The sequence below is a fragment of the Rufibacter sp. LB8 genome (assembly GCF_014876185.1).
Lineage (GTDB): Bacteria > Bacteroidota > Bacteroidia > Cytophagales > Hymenobacteraceae > Nibribacter.
Window position 1 is genome coordinate 2,203,473 of record NZ_JADALJ010000001.1, and the last position, 15,455, is coordinate 2,218,927.

The following is a 15,455-nucleotide window of genomic DNA, read 5'->3' on the forward strand; positions in this document are numbered from 1 at the left end:
GAAGGTGAGCCATAGTTGCCAATTCCTGTTTTTAGCCTCATTTCTGAAAACGGGCCCGAAAACGGAAATCAATCTCCTCCTTCTTCTTTCACCGCAGGTTTTTCTTCCTCAAACAACATGCGCACGGCGGGCGTGTAGTCGTCTTCATATTGACCAGACTTAACCGCCCAGATAAACGAACTCAGAAAAAACAGCGCCACCGTGAGGCTGATGCCAATTAATAAAAAGATGATGGTCATAGCGTTACGCGTTAGAAGTAGAAGTCAAAAAGCCCATGCGCCAGGCCACCCAGCGCACGCCCAGCACCGAGCACAGAATCACACTAATGGAACTGATGGGCATTAAAATGGCCGAAGCCACTGGCGTAAACTGCCCCGTCACCGCCAAGCTCAGCCCCACAATGTTGTACACAAACGACACCAGAAAAGAACCCAGAATCACGTACAGCGCGCGCTTGGAGAACACCAGAAATTTGGCCAGTTGCGTGAAAGAACCGGCATCCAGAATGGCGTCACAGCCCGGCGAAAACCCGTTTACCGACGACGTAACCGCAATGCCCGCATCGCTCATTTTTAGGGCACCGGCATCGTTCAAACCATCTCCCACCATGATGACTTTCTTGCCTTCGGCTTTCAGTTTCTCAATGTAGGCCAGTTTATTGGCGGGGGTTTGGTTGAAGTTCAAATCAGCGGCAGGGCCGAATAATACGCGCAGGTTCTCAGCCTCGGCGGCGTTGTCCCCGGAAAGCACGGCCAGTTGTTTGCCTTGCTTTTGCAGTTCCCTTACCAATTCTTGCAGGCCTGGCCGGTAGTGGTTGCTGAAGGTGTAAAAGCCTACCACTGCATTTTCCAGGGCAATGTACACACGGGTGGCCAGCGTATTTTTAGTAGTCTGGTTAAGCTGCGCGCCCACAAATTCGGCGGAACCGACCTTTATTTCCAGACCGTTGACCACGCCGGTAATGCCTTGGCCCGCCACTTCCTGGTACTGGCTCACGGGCAACACCGGCCCCAGCAGTTGCTGATATAGACTCTGGCTCAAAGGGTGCGTGGAATGCTGCAACACAGATTTCACGGCGGTAATTTCCGGGGCGTTCAGCACGTTTCCGGTGAACAGAATATCGGTTTGGGCGCTTTCCGTCAAGGTTCCGGTTTTGTCGAAGACCACGGCATCGGCCTTGGCCAATGTTTCGGCCACATCGCCGTTTTTAAGGTAGAACTTCTGCTTTCCGAAGATTTTGAGCACGTTAGACAGCGTGAACGGCGTACTCAGCGACAAGGCGCACGGGCAGGCAATCACCAACACCGAGGTGAAGGCTTTGATGGCCATGTCCGTATCTCGGGGCACCCAGTACACCAGCGCGCCCAGGGCAATCAGCATGGTCACCGAGATAAACCAACCGCCCACTTTGTCGGCGTACGTGCCCACCCCGAAATAGCTTTTCTCCTTTTGAAAAACGTCATTGTTCCAGAGCTGGGTGAGGTAACTCTGCGATACGTCTTTAATCACTTCCAACTCAATGCTTTCGCCCACCTGACGGCCACCGGCGTAGATGATTTCGCCGGGCACCTTGGGCACCGCCACAGATTCACCCGAGACAAAACTGTAGTCAATAAAGGCGTTTCCACGGAGCAGAATAGCGTCTGCGGGCACCAATTCCTGGTTTCTGATTCTAATGCGTTTGGTGGGCGTGAGTTCTTTCACAGCCATGGTGCGCTCCTGCCCTTTCTCCAGCACGGTCACCGAAATAGGGAAATACGCTTTGTAGTCGCGGTCAAAGGTGAGGGCGTCATAGGTGGTCTGCTGCACGTATTTGCCAATCAGCATGAAGAACACCAAGCCCGTAAACGAATCCAGAAAGCCGGGGCCGCTTCCGCTGATGATGTCATATAAACTCACACAGAACAAAGACGCCAATCCCAGACTGATGGGCGTGTCCAGGTTAATGTGCCGCTGCTTTAGAGATTGCCAGGCCGACGTGAAAAACCCCTTCGCGCTGAACAGCAGCACCGGCAAGGCCAGCACAATGCTCAGGTACCCGAAAAACGGCCCAAACGTCTCCTTGATTTCATCTGCCAGCGCGAAGTATTCCGGAAAGCTGAACAGCATAATGTTCCCGAAGAAGAAGCCCGCCACGCCCAACTGCAGGTTAATGCCCAAGGTGTTTTTCTCTTTCTTAACCGAGAGGTTGTCCAGGTTAAGCGTGGGCGCGTAGCCAATTTTATGCAACAGCGTGACCACCGCGCTCAGTTTGGTCTGCGCCGGGTGGTACGAAATGGAAATCTCTTTTCTGGGGAAATTCACGCGTGACTCCAGCACACCCTGGTCTAGTTTATAGAGGTTTTCCAGAAGCCAGATACAAGAACTGCAGTGCATGTTGGGCACTTTGAAATGCACTTTCTCCAGGGCCTCGCTCTGGAACGTGAGCAATTGACTGCGCACGGCCGTGGCATCTAAATACGCGAACTGGCCCATGGTCACCTCTTCCTCTTTGACCGCAACGCCAGGTTTTTCGCCCTGTTCCAGGTTGTAGTAGGTGCAGAGGTTGTTGGCGTAGAGCAGTTCATACACGGCCTTGCAGCCGGTGCAGCAGAAGGCTTTCTCCTCCACGTGCAGCGGTTCAGACGTGCATTCATCGCCGCAGTGGTAGCAGTGCTCTTTTATCTGGGGGCAGGCGGTTTCAATCATGGGTCTTCGGCCTTTGAATCAATCACAAAATTACCCTGGCTTGTCCCCTGAAATTATGATGCACATCACTCTTTTAGATGATTCTTACCGCTTTACAGGTAAACTTCTTCCCTCATCTTTGTACAAAGAGATCCGGCTTTCCGGCAATTCCCGTTTTCGGCTTCATTTCTGAAAACGAGGCCAAAAACGGAAGTCATATTCTACTTCGCAGCACTTAAATCTCTCGTTTATGCGAAACGCAACCCTAACATTTATTCTCTTACTGGCTCTGTTGTTGTGGGCCGGCATGATCCTGGGCATTTCTTTCTTGGAGGCGCCCGTCAAATTCACCGCCCCTAACATTACCTTGGCCCTGGGGCTGGGCATTGGCCGTCTGGTCTTCGGGTGGCTGAACAAATGCGAACTGGTTTTCTGCGCCATTCTCCTGATTGGTCTGCTCTTCAACCGCGCCTATGGAAAGGCTTGGGTACCAGCCATCATTCTGGCCACTATACTCCTGTTTCAAACCTTCTGGCTGCTGCCTGCCCTTGACGTGAGGGCCGTTCAAATCATAGCTGGCCACACGCCTCCGCCCAGTAACCTGCATTTTGGCTACGTGGCACTGGAACTCCTGAAAGTTATGCTGCTTTTGTTCACCGCTTTTACCGTTTACCGCCAACAGTTGGCATCTGTCCGCGCAACTGCGCTTTCTTAAACTTTTATCGCTATTAATATGGAAAATCTAACCGACCACGTACCGTACACCCCCGAGAAATTCAACAGCAAAATCCTCCTGAACCAAGACGGGCAGAAAACCATTCTCTTCGCCTTCGCGCAAGGCCAAGGCCTGAAAACGCACACCACGCCCAACCAGGCAGTTTTGGTAGTGCTGGAAGGCACCGCCCATTTCATGATGGAAGACCAAACCCATGACCTGACTTCAGGCACCGCCATCTACATTCCCGCCAACGTGCCGCACGCCTTAACGGCGGTTACTGATTTTAAAATGTTGCTGGTGAAGCCTTGATGAATTTGGAGATTTGAAGATGCGGGAATTTGAAGGTGTGTAGATGTTGATCTGTAGGGGCGTATTGCATACGCCCTTGCGGTGGCCGCTGTGGTATCTTTTATTCCTGGAAGAGGATGAACCAAATATTCTTGAATCAGGAATGCGTGAGGGCGTATGCGATACGCCCCTACATCACGCTGGCATCCAAGAGAATGTAGGGACAGGGCTTGACCTGTCCGGAACGGTGGCCCTCCCATTAGGTAGGCAATGCAACCAAATGGAATGCGCCTTCGGGAATCCGTAGGACCAGGAATGCGAAAGGACAGGTCGCGACCTGTCCCTACATCATCATGAATGTACAAATCCTCTACACTTCCTGCTTCATCTCCAGATTAAACAACGCACTCAAACCAGCCAATAACTCCTCAGAATCGCCACGTTTGCAGGCGGCTTTGAGTTCCAGGACGGGGAGTTTGATGATTTTCTGGAGCATGCTTTTGGTGAGGGCCTCCACGGCTTCTTTCTCAGTAGGGTTCAGGTGCTTGAGGTGGCGGGCCATCTCTAACTGCCGAATTTCCTCCAGGCGCTTCTTGAAATTCTGAATGGCCGGTGAGAACGCCATTTCTTGGGTCCAGGCCAGGAATTCTTCCAGAGATTCAGCGATGATGGTATGCACTTCTGGCAAGGCCGCCATTCGTTTTTCCAGGGCCTCAGAGGCGCGGTTCCGGATGCCGTCAATGTTATAGACGCAGGCGCCCGGAAGCGTTTCAATAGTGCTGTCCACGCTGCGCGGAATGGAAAGGTCTATGAAGAATTTGTTCACGGCCTTCATGCGGGGCGCTACCTGCGCTTTGCTGATGAAAAACGCATCGCCGGGTACCGAGGAAATGACCACATCGGCTTTGGTGATTTCGGTCCAGACGTTTTCCCAGGGCTGGGCCTGCGCGTGGCATTCAAGGGCTAAAGCTTCGGCAGTGGCGAAAGTTCTGTTGACTACCACCAGATCAATGCCGGCAGATTTCTTGAAGTTGCGGCACACGTTGGCGCCAATATCGCCCAGGCCAATCATAAGCACCCGCGGACGGTTCAGGTCTTTGGTGAGTTCTTCCACCAGTTCCACCGTAGCATAGGCCGCTGAGGCCGCGCCGTCTTTAAAACCGGTTTCGTTCACCACGCGCTTGTTGGCGAAGAAAACGGAATGGAGTAAGCGGTGTAGAATTGGGCCAGCCAAATTAGCGTCTGTAGACCATTGGTAGGCGCTTTTCACCTGATTCAGAATCTGCATATCGCCCACCACCTGCGACTCCACGCCCAGCGCCACCCGGTATAGGTGCTGCATGGCTTCTTTGGGGTCGGTTAAATGCCGGAAAAACGGACTGATGGATTTAGACGCAATGAAGCCTTTCTCCAGGGCAATCAGTTTGATGATTTCGCGGGAAAGGTCTTTCTCTGCCGCGTAATAGACTTCGGTGCGGTTGCAGGTGGAAAGCACCAGCACTTCCTTGGCCGACGTGAATTCCTGTATTTTCTGCAACAGGTTACGGCTGGCGGTTTCATTCAGAGACACAGCCTCTCGGACGGCAATGGGGGCGTGCTTGTAAGAAAGGGTGAGCGCTTTGAATGGAACGTGCATGGCTTCGTCTAAATCTAGGACAAAGTTCGGCACAGGGCCCTTTGCAAAAGATGACGAAGGTCAGTTTCCCTAAAGATGTTGGTCAGGTTTTCCGTTTAGGGGCTCGTTTTGGGAAATGAAGGCGAAAACGCAAACACTCTACTCCAACTGGTTCAAGTTTTCAACTTGGACCTATCCATGACCTGAAGTTTTCAACTTCAGTGAAGCGAAAGCTTCAATTTCTTTGGAGAGGACCGTTCGTTTTTGGGCTCAGTTTTGGAAATGGGGGCAAAAACAGCCCCACCCCTGGCCCCTCCCCAACGGCTAATCTTGCAGGGAAAAATATAAGTTTGCTGTTCGGGAGTTCTACTCCCGAACCTTCCTGCTGCGGAGTTCCACTCCGCCGGGAACCACGCGCAGACGTAGGGGAGTAGAACTCCCAATCAGTTTGTTTCTGGAGTAGAACTCCAGAAGAGCAGTCAAGCCCTATCCCTACGGGAAAAATTGCCCCTGAATCACGACTTGATTTAGATGCTGTAATTTCAGGAATACGTGGGTTGAAGCTGGCGCTTCACTGAAGTTACAAACTTCAGGTCGTGGGTGGGTCCAAGTTGAAAACTTGAACCAGCGAAAAGGCAATTTCCTGTTTTTGGCTCCGTTTTGGGAAATGAGGCTAAAAACGGAAACCCACCCCTACCCCTCCGAGGAGGGGAATTATCAGGAATGCGTGGTTTTGAAAACTTATTTTATTTACCAAATCCACCAAGTACACATTTCAATTCCCCTCCTCGGAGGGGGTAGGGGTGGGTTATCGCCTGCAGTTTTTCTCTATAAACTCAATTCCGCATGCGGGTGAGTTTGTCTGAATTTAAAATGGTGATTTTGCCGCCGGAGATGTTGATGAGTTTTTCGTCTTTGAAGTCTGATAGGGTTCTGATGACAGTCTCTTTGGAGGCGCCCACAATGTTGGCCAAATCCTCGCGGGAAATGCTCACCGGCGCGTGTACGCCGTTTTCTTTTTGGTATTGTTTCTCCACTAGCAGCAGAGATTCAGCCACGCGTTTGCGGACGGAGTTGTAGGCCAGTTTTAACAAGCGTTCTTCACGCTCGGCCAGGTTGTCTGACAGGATTTTGATGAATTTGTTGGCGACGTCGCGGTTTTTGTGGAGTAAGGAGAAGAAATCATCTTTGGGGATGAGGCAGACTTCGGTGTCTTCCAGGGCTTCGGCTGATTCACGGTAGGCTTGGTCTTCCAGCAGATCCAGGTAGCCAATGAAATCGCCTTCTTTGTAGAGGTTGGTGATAAATTCGCGGCCTTCCTCGTTGGTTTTGTAGGTTTTGACTTTGCCTTTGTTCAAAAAGAAAAGCGTGTGCGGGTACTGGCCTTCAGCGAACAGCTGGTGCTTCTTTTTGTAGGTGACAATTTTCTGGTCTTGCGAGATGAATTTGTTCAGGTCTTCCAGGCCTTTGGCCTCTTGCATAAACTCCTGCAGGCCGGCGGCGTTCTTCTGGAAGTCGCCTTTCACAATCTCGTTTTTCTTGAGGCGCATCTCCACCGCGTCCAGCAGTTCCAGGTCATCAAACGGCTTAATCAGATAATCATCGGCGCCCAAATTCATGCCTTTTCTAAAGTCTTCTTTTTCAGATTTGGCCGTTAAAAATATAAACGGAATGGTAGCGGTGGCGGGGTTTTTACTCAGGATATTCAGCACACCGTAGCCGTCTAGCTGGGGCATCATGATGTCACAAATAATCAGGTCTGGGGCGTGCTGTTTGGCCAGTTCCACGCCTACTTTCCCGTTTTCGGCCTCCAGAATATCATAGTTGGCCAATGCCAAAATTTCAGAAATATTCTCCCGTATTTCCGTGTTGTCTTCTATCAAAAGGATTTTTTTCACAGCTCAGTGGTTTTAGGAAGTTCAACGGTGAACGTGGTGCCTTGGTGCAGTGCACTCTCAAAGGTGAGCGTGCCCTGCATGATGTCTACGTACCGTTTCACGATGTTGAGACCCAGCCCGGTGCCTTCATAGTTGGCCGCGTTCTGCGCCCTGAAAAAGAGCGTAAAAAGGTGCTGCTGGTCTTGGGCAGGAATGCCGATGCCCTCGTCTTTCACCGTAATTTTTATTTCTTTGGCAGACGTCTGGGTGGTAAGATAAATATTTTTTCCTTCTGCAGAGTACTTGCTGGCATTGGAAAGCAGGTTGAGCAGCACGTTTTTGAGCAGTTGCTTGTCCAGCGTAACCGCATCTGCGGCGCCCTGGTGCTGGTAGTGGATTTGCTGGCCTACCTTGATGTAACTCTGCATTTCGTCTACCACCTCAGCCGCGAACGGCTCCAGCTCAAAGGTGGTGGGCACGTTGTAAATCTTGCCTTCCTCAATGCGGCTCAGGCTCAGGAAATCATTGAGAATGCCGGTCAAATTGCTCACCGCGCTCTTGATGCGGTGCACGTGTTTCTGGCGCTTGTCATCATCTTCCTCAGTTTGGTAACGGCCAATCAGAGACGCCGACGACAGCACCGTGCTCAGCGGCGTTCTAAATTCATGCGAGGCGATGGTCACAAACCGGGATTTCAGCTCGTTCAGTTCTTTCTCTTTCTGCAGTGCTTTGTTGATTTCCTGCTGGGCTTTGAAGAGGCTGCGGTTAGAGCTCTCCAGTTCTTTGATGGCCTGAGCCAATTCCTGTGTGCGGTCAGCCACGCGCTGTTCCAGTTCTGCGTTCAGTTTCTGGATTTCGGCTAGGTTCTTGGCGTGCTCCATGCTGTACCTAATGGAGCGCTCCAGATCAAACGGACTGATGGTGCCTTTGACCAGGTAATCAGACGCGCCCAGGCGCATGGCGCGTTCGTCAGTTTCGCGGTCAGACTGACCGGTGAGTAGGATGAGTGGTGCAGTAGTGCCGCTTTCCAGCGCCTGCGTAATGAGCTCCAGCCCGTCATGCGCGCCCAGCCGGTAGTCTACCAGGTAAATGTCATGCCGTTTTTCAGCAATGATTTCCAATGCCTCGGTAAACGAAGCGGTCCAATCCAGGGAATATTTGCGCGCCGGAATGTCTGAGATGATGTCACGGGTGATGATGTAGTCGTCTTCATCGTCATCAATTAGCAGGATTTTGATAGGGTCTGACATACGCGTGCGCCGTGTGGTTTTGTGTGGATGATGTGGGTTTCCGTTTTTGGCTTCGTTTTGGCAAATGAGGCGAAAAACAGCCCCACCCCCGGCCCCTCTCCCACGGAGAGGGGAATTTCTATTTATTTGGATTTCCTTTATATGGCGCGGATTTACTTCCGTGACTAACCATAATATCAGCAAGTAAATCCGCGCCAGAGGTGTCTGCCATAAGTGAATGATAAAAATTCAACCACTTCTGCAAGCTCCCCTTTCCATTGGAGAGGGGCCGGGGGTGAGGTCCGTTTTTGGTTCCGTTTCCAAAAATGAGCCCGAAAACGGAAAATCAGCTACACCTTAGGCAGTTCCACCAGTTCAAACCAATAGTCGGTGAGGGTTTTCATCATGTCTACCAGCGCCACGAAAGTGACGGGTTTGGTGATGAACGAGCTCACGCCCAGGTCATAGGTTTTGATGATGTCTTCCTCGGCTTTGGAGGTGGTGAGCACCACAATGGGAATCATGCGCAGGTGCGGGTCTTCCTTTATCTCTTTGAGCGCTTCGCGACCGTCTTTTTTGGGCATGTTGAGATCCAGCAGTATAAGGCCGGGCAGCGGGAATTTCTCGCGGTCCTGGTACTGACCCTCGCCGTGCAGGTAGTCCATGAGCACTTCGCCGTTCTCCACAAACTGCAGGGCGTTTTTCAGCCGGTTTTCCTCCAGCGCTTCTTTGAGCAACATGCGGTCTTCGGCGTCATCATCGGCTATCAGAATCAGGATAGATTTTTTAGGGTTGTTCATAGGCGCGGTTACTCGGTGGTTTGTTTGGTGGCGAGGGTGATGAAAAACTGCGTTCCCAGGCCGGGTTGGCTTCTGGCGGTGATGTCGCCGCCGTGTCTGATGGCTATTTTACGGCAGATGGCCAGGCCTATGCCCGAGCCTTCGTACTTCTGGCCGTCTAGCCGCTGAAAGATATTAAAAATTCTGTCAAGGTATTTTTCATGGAACCCGATGCCGTTGTCCTGAATCTCAATCTCCACTTTCTCGTCGCCGGGGGTGGCCGTGAGGTGCGCCTGGCGCTGGGTCAGGCGGGCGGTGATTTTGATGATGGGTGCCACATCTTCTTTCCTGAATTTCATGGCGTTACTGATCAGGTTCTGGAACAGCTGGCGCATTTGGGTGGGCTCTGCCTCAATCTCCGGCAACGGCGATCGAATAATCTGCGTGCCCGTTTTCTCAATGGTCACTTCCAAATCTGACAGCACTTCTGAGAGAATCTGATCCAGGTTCACGCGCACGAATGGTTTGCTTTTGGTAGTCACGCGCGAGAAGGCCAGCAGGTCATTAATCAGGTTTTGCATGCGCGAAGCCGCGTTGAGCATGCGGTCTACGTAATCTTTTCCTTGCTCACTCAGGTTGTCCAGTTCCTTACTTTTCAGCCTATCGCCAAAGGCCTGAATCTTGCGCAGCGGCTCCTGCAAATCATGTGAAGACACGTAGGCGAAATCCTGTAATTCCAGATTGCTTCGCTCCAATTCTGCCGCGTAGCGGCGCAGGCGTTCCTCGCTTATTTTCTGCAGCGTGATGTCATGGATAAAGCCGGTGTACACCTTGCGGTCACTCAGCTGCACTTCACTGATGCTCAGGAAAAACGGAAACGTGGTACCGTCTTTGCGCAAGCCCGTCACCTCACGCCCAATGCCAATAATCTTGCGGTGCCCGGTTGCCTGGTAATTATGAATGTAACCGTCATGCTGGCTTTTATCGGGCTCCGGCATGAGCATGTTGATACTTTTGCCAAACAGTTCCTGCGGTTCATAGCCAAACAGTTTGGCCGCCGAAGGGTTGATCATTTCCATGGTGCCGCGCGTGTCAATGGTAATAATGCCATCTACGGCCGCCTGAATGATGGAAGAGATTTTGTTTTCGCTTTCGCGAAGTGCGGCCTCTGCTTTCTTGAGGTTGGAAATGTCATGCACAATGCCCGTAAAAATCTGCTTGTCCTGCAGTTTCACTTCACTGATGCTCAGCAGAAACGGGAAAACCGTTCCGTCTTTTCTTCGGCCCAAAACCTCGCGTCCAATACCGATTATTTTGCCCACGCCGGTTTGGTGATAGTTCTCAATGTACTGGTCGTGCTGGCTTCGGTCGGGCTCGGGCATGAGCATTCTGATGTTCTGGCCAATCACTTCGTCTGGCAAATACCCGAAGATGCGGGCCGCCGCCGGGTTCACGCTCTCAATGGTGCCGCGCGCGTCAATGGTGATAATGCCGTCAATGGCGGTGTCAATGATGGCTTGCAGGCGAGTCCTGTCATCTATGTTCTGCGGGGTAACGTCTTGCGGGTTGTCTGGGGCCATGCCGGTTCAGTTCTGGGTGCTAAGGCAAAAATACGAATTTCAAGGTAGCATGGGTATGATGAATGTCATTTGTGGGCTTTAGAAACCTGGTTTCCGTTTTGGGGCTCAATTCTGAAAATGAGCCCCAAAACGAGAATCAGACATTCCTTGTCCATTCTAATTTCCCTCCGTTAATCTCCCCGCAGCCCACTGCAACAGGTATTTGGCCTTGCCGTATTTGGCCTTGAGTTCATAGAGTTTTATCTGTTGGTTGAGCAGGTTCATCTCTCTGGTGTTCACCAGAAAAACAGAGCTTTCGCCGTTCTCAAACCGTTGCTGTTCCCCATTGCGTAAGACAAGGCTGTTGGCCACCACCTGTTCCTGCAGGGCAAGCTGGGTTTCCAGTTGCAGCCGGTCATTGTAGGTGGCTTGTATCTGGTTCTGGGTTTCGCGGCGGCGTTGGGTTAGTTCTAGTTGCGTGCTGGTCACTTTAAGGCGGGTAAGTTGCAGTTTGCCGCGCTCCTGCCGCAGAAACAAGGGCATACTCACACTGGCCCCAATTTTATAGTTGTTCCGGAAGTATTGGTCCTGCAGCCAACCCTCGCCCACGGTGGTGCCTTTGCCAAGCAGGTTGTAGTCTAGGTTGACTTTGGGCAGCAGTTTGTTTTGCGCAAAGCGCCGCTCAATGTCCAGTTGGTTGAGTTTCACCTCTAATTTCAAAAGCTCCGGATGTTGCTGGCCCGCAGTTTCCAGCAGATCAGCCAGCGCCGCCGGTGACAGGACTTCTATTTCAGTGCCCACCATGGAAGGAACAACGCCGCCGGGAATCTCAACTGGCACGTTGTTTTCACGCCACAGGAAATTAGAAACCAGCAAAGCGGCATTCTGGGTTTCTACCTGCGCCTGATTAGCGGACACCAACCGGCTCTGTGCTTCAATCAAGGCTTCCACTGAATCAATGGACGCTAAATCTCCCTGTATCACGCGCTCTTTAATAGCCTGCAACCGTACCTGGGCCAGTTGAGAACCTTCCTGCAACAAGCGCCAGCGATGGTAGCTATAGGCCCAGTCCCAGTACGCTTTGGCCGCCTCAAAATAAAGTTTGTTGATGAGTTTCACGCGCTCTGTTTCGGCCAAAGCCTGAGCCTGCTGAGCCAATTGCAAGGTGGCCCGGCGTTCATCTATGAGCAAGCCCTGCGCCAGGGGCAGCGAGAAACCTACATAATGCAGACCTTGTGTTGGGGTGCTATTTTCGCCGTTAACGTTGGGCCCGGTGTTGCGTTCATACCCTACTTTTATATCGCCCACCCAGAGGGGCACTTTCAAGACATTGTCCCAGAGGGTATAATAATGCTTGTCGTCTAATTCTTTGTTAGAGACTTTTACCGCGGCGCTGGGGTCAAAGCTGCCTCTGGCCATTCTGATTTCTTGCTTGGCCTGTTCAGAAAGCAAGGCGGCTTGCCGCGCCACCGGATGGTGCGTAGTAATCTGCCGCAGCAGGGCATTGACCGTGAAAACCGCAGTACTGTCTGCCGCCAACCCCGGTATAGGCATAAACCACAAAAAACCGGCTATCAAGAAAAGGAAGGCTTTACTTACCTGTTTCATTTGCCTTCTTCCTCAGGAACGCTGGTTTTGGCTTGGGTTTCTTTTGGGGAGGTGGTTGGGCCCATGTAATCTGGCGGGAAGGCATTCATCTGCCTCCACAACTCGTACCAGATGGGCACGTCATTCAGCATAGCCCAGCCGTAGGCCCCAGACCCAATCCGGACGGCTTCCGGCCATGGCCCCGAGGCCGGGTCTGGCACCACCAGAATACGGTATTTGCCGGCGCTGTCAATGTTGTCCATCACGGCCACTACACCGCCAAAGGTACCGAAGCCCACGTTGGGCCAACCTGAAAAGACGAGCGTGGGCCAACCTTCAAACTGCAGCCGCACCTTTCGGCCAACATCCAGCAGCGGCATGTCAATGGGTTTTACATACAACTGGACCGCCAGCTGCGGGTTGGCCGGCATGATGCTGCAGATGGCTTCGCCTTCTTTCACCGTCTCGCCTAAACCAGATTTCAAGGCCCGTACAATATAGCCGTCTTGCGGGGCGGTGATTTGGTAAAATGAATTCCTGATTTGGGCATTGGCGTACTCGTTCTGCATCTTGGAGATGTCGGCCCGGGAATCACCTAGATACGCTCGGGTGGCGTTTAATTCTGACCGGGCCTTGGCAATCTTGTCCTGGTATTCGGCGTCTAGGGAAGAGAGTTCAATGCGCGCGTTCTGCACTTCATTTCTACTGATGCTCAGTTTGTTCTGCACCCCTTGGAATTTGGCTTGCACCTCCTGTAGTTTCAGACGGCGGCTCTCTAATTCTGTGAGTGATTTAAGCCCTTGCTGGTACAAGACTTCCTGCCGCCGGTACTGGTCCTGCGCCACCGCGAATTCTGCCTTGAGCGCCACTACCTCGGCACTGTCACTTTGCACTTTCAAGCGGCCTTGCCGCATTTTGTTACGCGCTTTCTCCAGACTGAACTGCAACCCCTCCTGCAACGCTACAATCTGGTTTTCAAGGGCCCCAGCCTTGGCTTGGGTGGCCTGCAGGCTACCTTCTTTGGCCTGCACCTGCTCTTGTATGCGGGGCAGTAGTTGCGGGTCAAAATACTTCTCTTTCACTTCAGACAACACTACTAGCGTATCACCTTTTCTCACCCGCTGGCCTTCCTGTACTTTCCAAATTTCAATGCGGCCGGCAATAGTGCTGTGCACCGTTTGCGGTCGGTCCTGGGGCTGCAAAGTGGTCACAGAACCCGCGGACCGAATGTTCTGGGTCCAGGGCAGCAAGGTGAAGATGAAGAGCCCCGCAAATATGCCCGTTACCCAATAGGCCATCACTCGGCCTAGGCGGGGCTTGCTGACCAGCTGGAAAGACTGAAACTGCTCCCACGAGGCGGGGTACGGGCGTTTGGTAGTTGATTTTGCCATTACACTAACGTTTGAAGCGCTTCTTTAGAAGTTTGATGTACCTGAATATCTTGCAGCAGTTGGCCTTTTTGGAGCAGCAGAACCCGGTGGCACAACTGCATGATGCCCACATCATTGGAGAGCAGCAGCACGGTCCAGGGCAAGTCTTGCTGCAATATGCGTTTGGCAATGCGCTCGCGTTGCACCCGGCTCACAGACGGTATAAAACTGTCTAGCAACAGTAACTTGGGTTTCCGGACTATGCTGCGGGCCAGGGCCAGCCGCTGGGCCACGCCCACCGGTACGTTGAGCGCATTACTGTACAAGACCGTTTGCAAGCCATTGAGCAGCGCCTGCACATACTCAGACAACTCTACCAGTTCCAAGGCCCACAGCACTTCTGGCAGTGTCACCTCGGGCTGGCCCATGGTCATGTTTTCCAGCACGGTGCCTTCAAACAAAAGGCTTGGCAAAAGGTAAAACCCTATCTGACCTTGCATGCCCGCCGCCCCGTAATCCTGGAGAGACAAGCCGTTGAGCACCACGGTACCGGCATACTCGGTTTGGATGCCAGCCAGTATTTGCAGAAGCGTGGACCGGCCGGCTTCCTCTGAACCAGCCAGGCAAATTTTCTCGCCGGGCGCGCACGTGAAACTTATCTGGCTCAAGGCTTCACGGGTGGCACCGCCATAGGTAAAAGACACATTCCTAACCTCTACCGCTACGCCTTCTTGCTCCATTACTACAGGCAGATTGGCTTCCTGCTTCTCCTGCATGGGCAAATCTGTGACGGCGCTCAGTTTCACTAGGCTGGTCAACACATCATACACCACATCTAACTTCACAAGCAGTTTTTCAACGGCGTTGATGATTAAGATGATGATGATTTCGGTGGCTACAAATTGCCCCAGGTTGATTTCCTGATTGACCAGCAACAAACTTCCCATCAACAGCAAGGCCGCGGTGATAACGGTTTTAAATCCCACAAAACCAATGTACTGGGTAATCAAGACCTTGAAATGCGCTTCCCTGGCTTTTAAATAGTTGCTGGTGTAGGCATCGGTTTTCTGCAGAGACAGGTTCTCGTGGGTGGAGACTTTAAAGATGGTGATGTTACGAGCCATCTCTTCCAGCCAATTCACCAGCCGGTATTTGTAGGTAGATTCCTCTAAACTGGTGTGCATGCCCCGGGGCGCGGTAAGCCTGAGAATAAGGACCAGAATTAAAATCAGCAGCACCCCGAAAATGATAAAGTACGGGTGGTAAAAAGACAGCAGAATCAGCCCGAACACAATTTGAATGGCCGCCGCAGAAAAGTCTGTGAGCATCTTGGCGATTCCTTTCTGCAGGGAAATCACGTCAAAAAACCGGTTCATGAGTTCCGGCAGGTTTTGCAGGGCCATCTGGTTGCTCTTGAGTTGCGTGAGGTGGCTGGAGAACTCAAACGCTTTGGTGGCGAATATGCGCTGTTGAATATGTTCCACCAAGGAGAGTTGCATCACTTGCAGCGCCCCTACCACCAACACCCCCACCACAATGAAAAAGATAAGCACCGTGACAGACGTGACCAATTCCCCCCCAGACACAAACCCGATGAGGCTTTGAATGCCCAAGGGCAAAGACAAGCTGACTAACCCAGAGAAAACGGCATACAGATAAATATACCCAATCACCCTTTTCTCAGAGGACAGCAAATCAAGGAACTGCCTGAAAGGAGTGGCCTTGCCTTTGGTGCCAGCAGTAGAAGTAGTTGCCATAGTTGAATA

Annotated in this window: 12 protein-coding genes; 2 read left to right on the top strand and 10 right to left on the bottom strand. The window is 52.1% G+C overall.

The window, feature by feature from the left end:
* Positions 1-68 precede the first annotated feature (68 nt).
* Both ccoS and IMY23_RS09400 read right to left on the bottom strand, forming a co-directional pair.
* Positions 69-239, bottom strand: a complete 171-nt coding sequence (gene ccoS / locus IMY23_RS09395) for a cbb3-type cytochrome oxidase assembly protein CcoS (protein WP_192821838.1) — start codon at positions 237-239, stop codon at positions 69-71.
* Between the two features lie 4 nt (positions 240-243).
* Positions 244-2,688 carry a heavy metal translocating P-type ATPase metal-binding domain-containing protein gene (locus tag IMY23_RS09400; protein WP_192821839.1) on the bottom strand — a complete coding sequence of 815 codons (2,445 nt, stop codon included), beginning with the start codon at positions 2,686-2,688 and terminating at the stop codon, positions 244-246.
* 229 nt (positions 2,689-2,917) lie between these two features.
* On the opposite strand from IMY23_RS09400, the gene IMY23_RS09405 reads away from it, so the two are divergent.
* The gene (locus IMY23_RS09405; protein WP_192821840.1) at positions 2,918-3,382 is read left to right on the top strand and encodes a hypothetical protein; all 465 of its coding nucleotides are present in this window, start codon (positions 2,918-2,920) and stop codon (positions 3,380-3,382) included.
* An 18-nt stretch (positions 3,383-3,400) separates the two neighbouring features.
* Positions 3,401-3,694 carry a cupin domain-containing protein gene (locus IMY23_RS09410; protein WP_192821841.1) on the top strand — a complete coding sequence of 98 codons (294 nt, stop codon included), beginning with the start codon at positions 3,401-3,403 and terminating at the stop codon, positions 3,692-3,694.
* Between the two features lie 349 nt (positions 3,695-4,043).
* Here the strand turns inward: IMY23_RS09410 and hemA are convergent, their stop codons facing one another.
* The 8 genes from hemA to IMY23_RS09450 all read right to left on the bottom strand — a co-directional run bounded on the left by hemA (position 4,044) and on the right by IMY23_RS09450 (position 15,446).
* Complete coding sequence (hemA, locus tag IMY23_RS09415; RefSeq protein ID WP_370589841.1) at positions 4,044-5,342, bottom strand: glutamyl-tRNA reductase; 1,299 nt, start codon at positions 5,340-5,342, stop codon at positions 4,044-4,046.
* 782 nt (positions 5,343-6,124) lie between these two features.
* A complete protein-coding gene (locus tag IMY23_RS09420) occupies positions 6,125-7,186 on the bottom strand; it encodes a response regulator (protein ID WP_192821842.1) in 1,062 nt (353 codons plus the stop codon).
* Positions 7,183-8,415, bottom strand: coding sequence for a hybrid sensor histidine kinase/response regulator (locus IMY23_RS09425; RefSeq protein WP_192821843.1), 1,233 nt, complete (start codon positions 8,413-8,415; stop codon positions 7,183-7,185). Before IMY23_RS09425 ends, IMY23_RS09420 begins: the two co-directional genes overlap by 4 nt.
* Before the next feature lie 329 nt (positions 8,416-8,744).
* Complete coding sequence (locus IMY23_RS09430) at positions 8,745-9,194, bottom strand: response regulator (RefSeq protein WP_192821844.1); 450 nt, start codon at positions 9,192-9,194, stop codon at positions 8,745-8,747.
* 8 nt (positions 9,195-9,202) lie between these two features.
* Positions 9,203-10,753 (bottom strand): PAS domain S-box protein, encoded by a 1,551-nt coding sequence (locus tag IMY23_RS09435; RefSeq protein ID WP_192821845.1) that lies wholly within the window; start codon positions 10,751-10,753, stop codon positions 9,203-9,205.
* A gap of 156 nt (positions 10,754-10,909) precedes the next feature.
* Positions 10,910-12,340, bottom strand: a complete 1,431-nt coding sequence (locus tag IMY23_RS09440) for a TolC family protein (protein WP_192821846.1) — start codon at positions 12,338-12,340, stop codon at positions 10,910-10,912.
* Complete coding sequence (locus IMY23_RS09445) at positions 12,337-13,710, bottom strand: HlyD family secretion protein (protein ID WP_192821847.1); 1,374 nt, start codon at positions 13,708-13,710, stop codon at positions 12,337-12,339. The genes IMY23_RS09440 and IMY23_RS09445 overlap by 4 nt, the downstream gene beginning before the upstream one ends.
* Positions 13,710-15,446: a peptidase domain-containing ABC transporter gene (locus IMY23_RS09450; RefSeq protein ID WP_192821848.1), complete on the bottom strand. Its 1,737-nt coding sequence runs from the start codon at positions 15,444-15,446 to the stop codon at positions 13,710-13,712. The genes IMY23_RS09445 and IMY23_RS09450 overlap by 1 nt, the downstream gene beginning before the upstream one ends.
* Between the last annotated feature and the right edge of the window lie 9 nt (positions 15,447-15,455).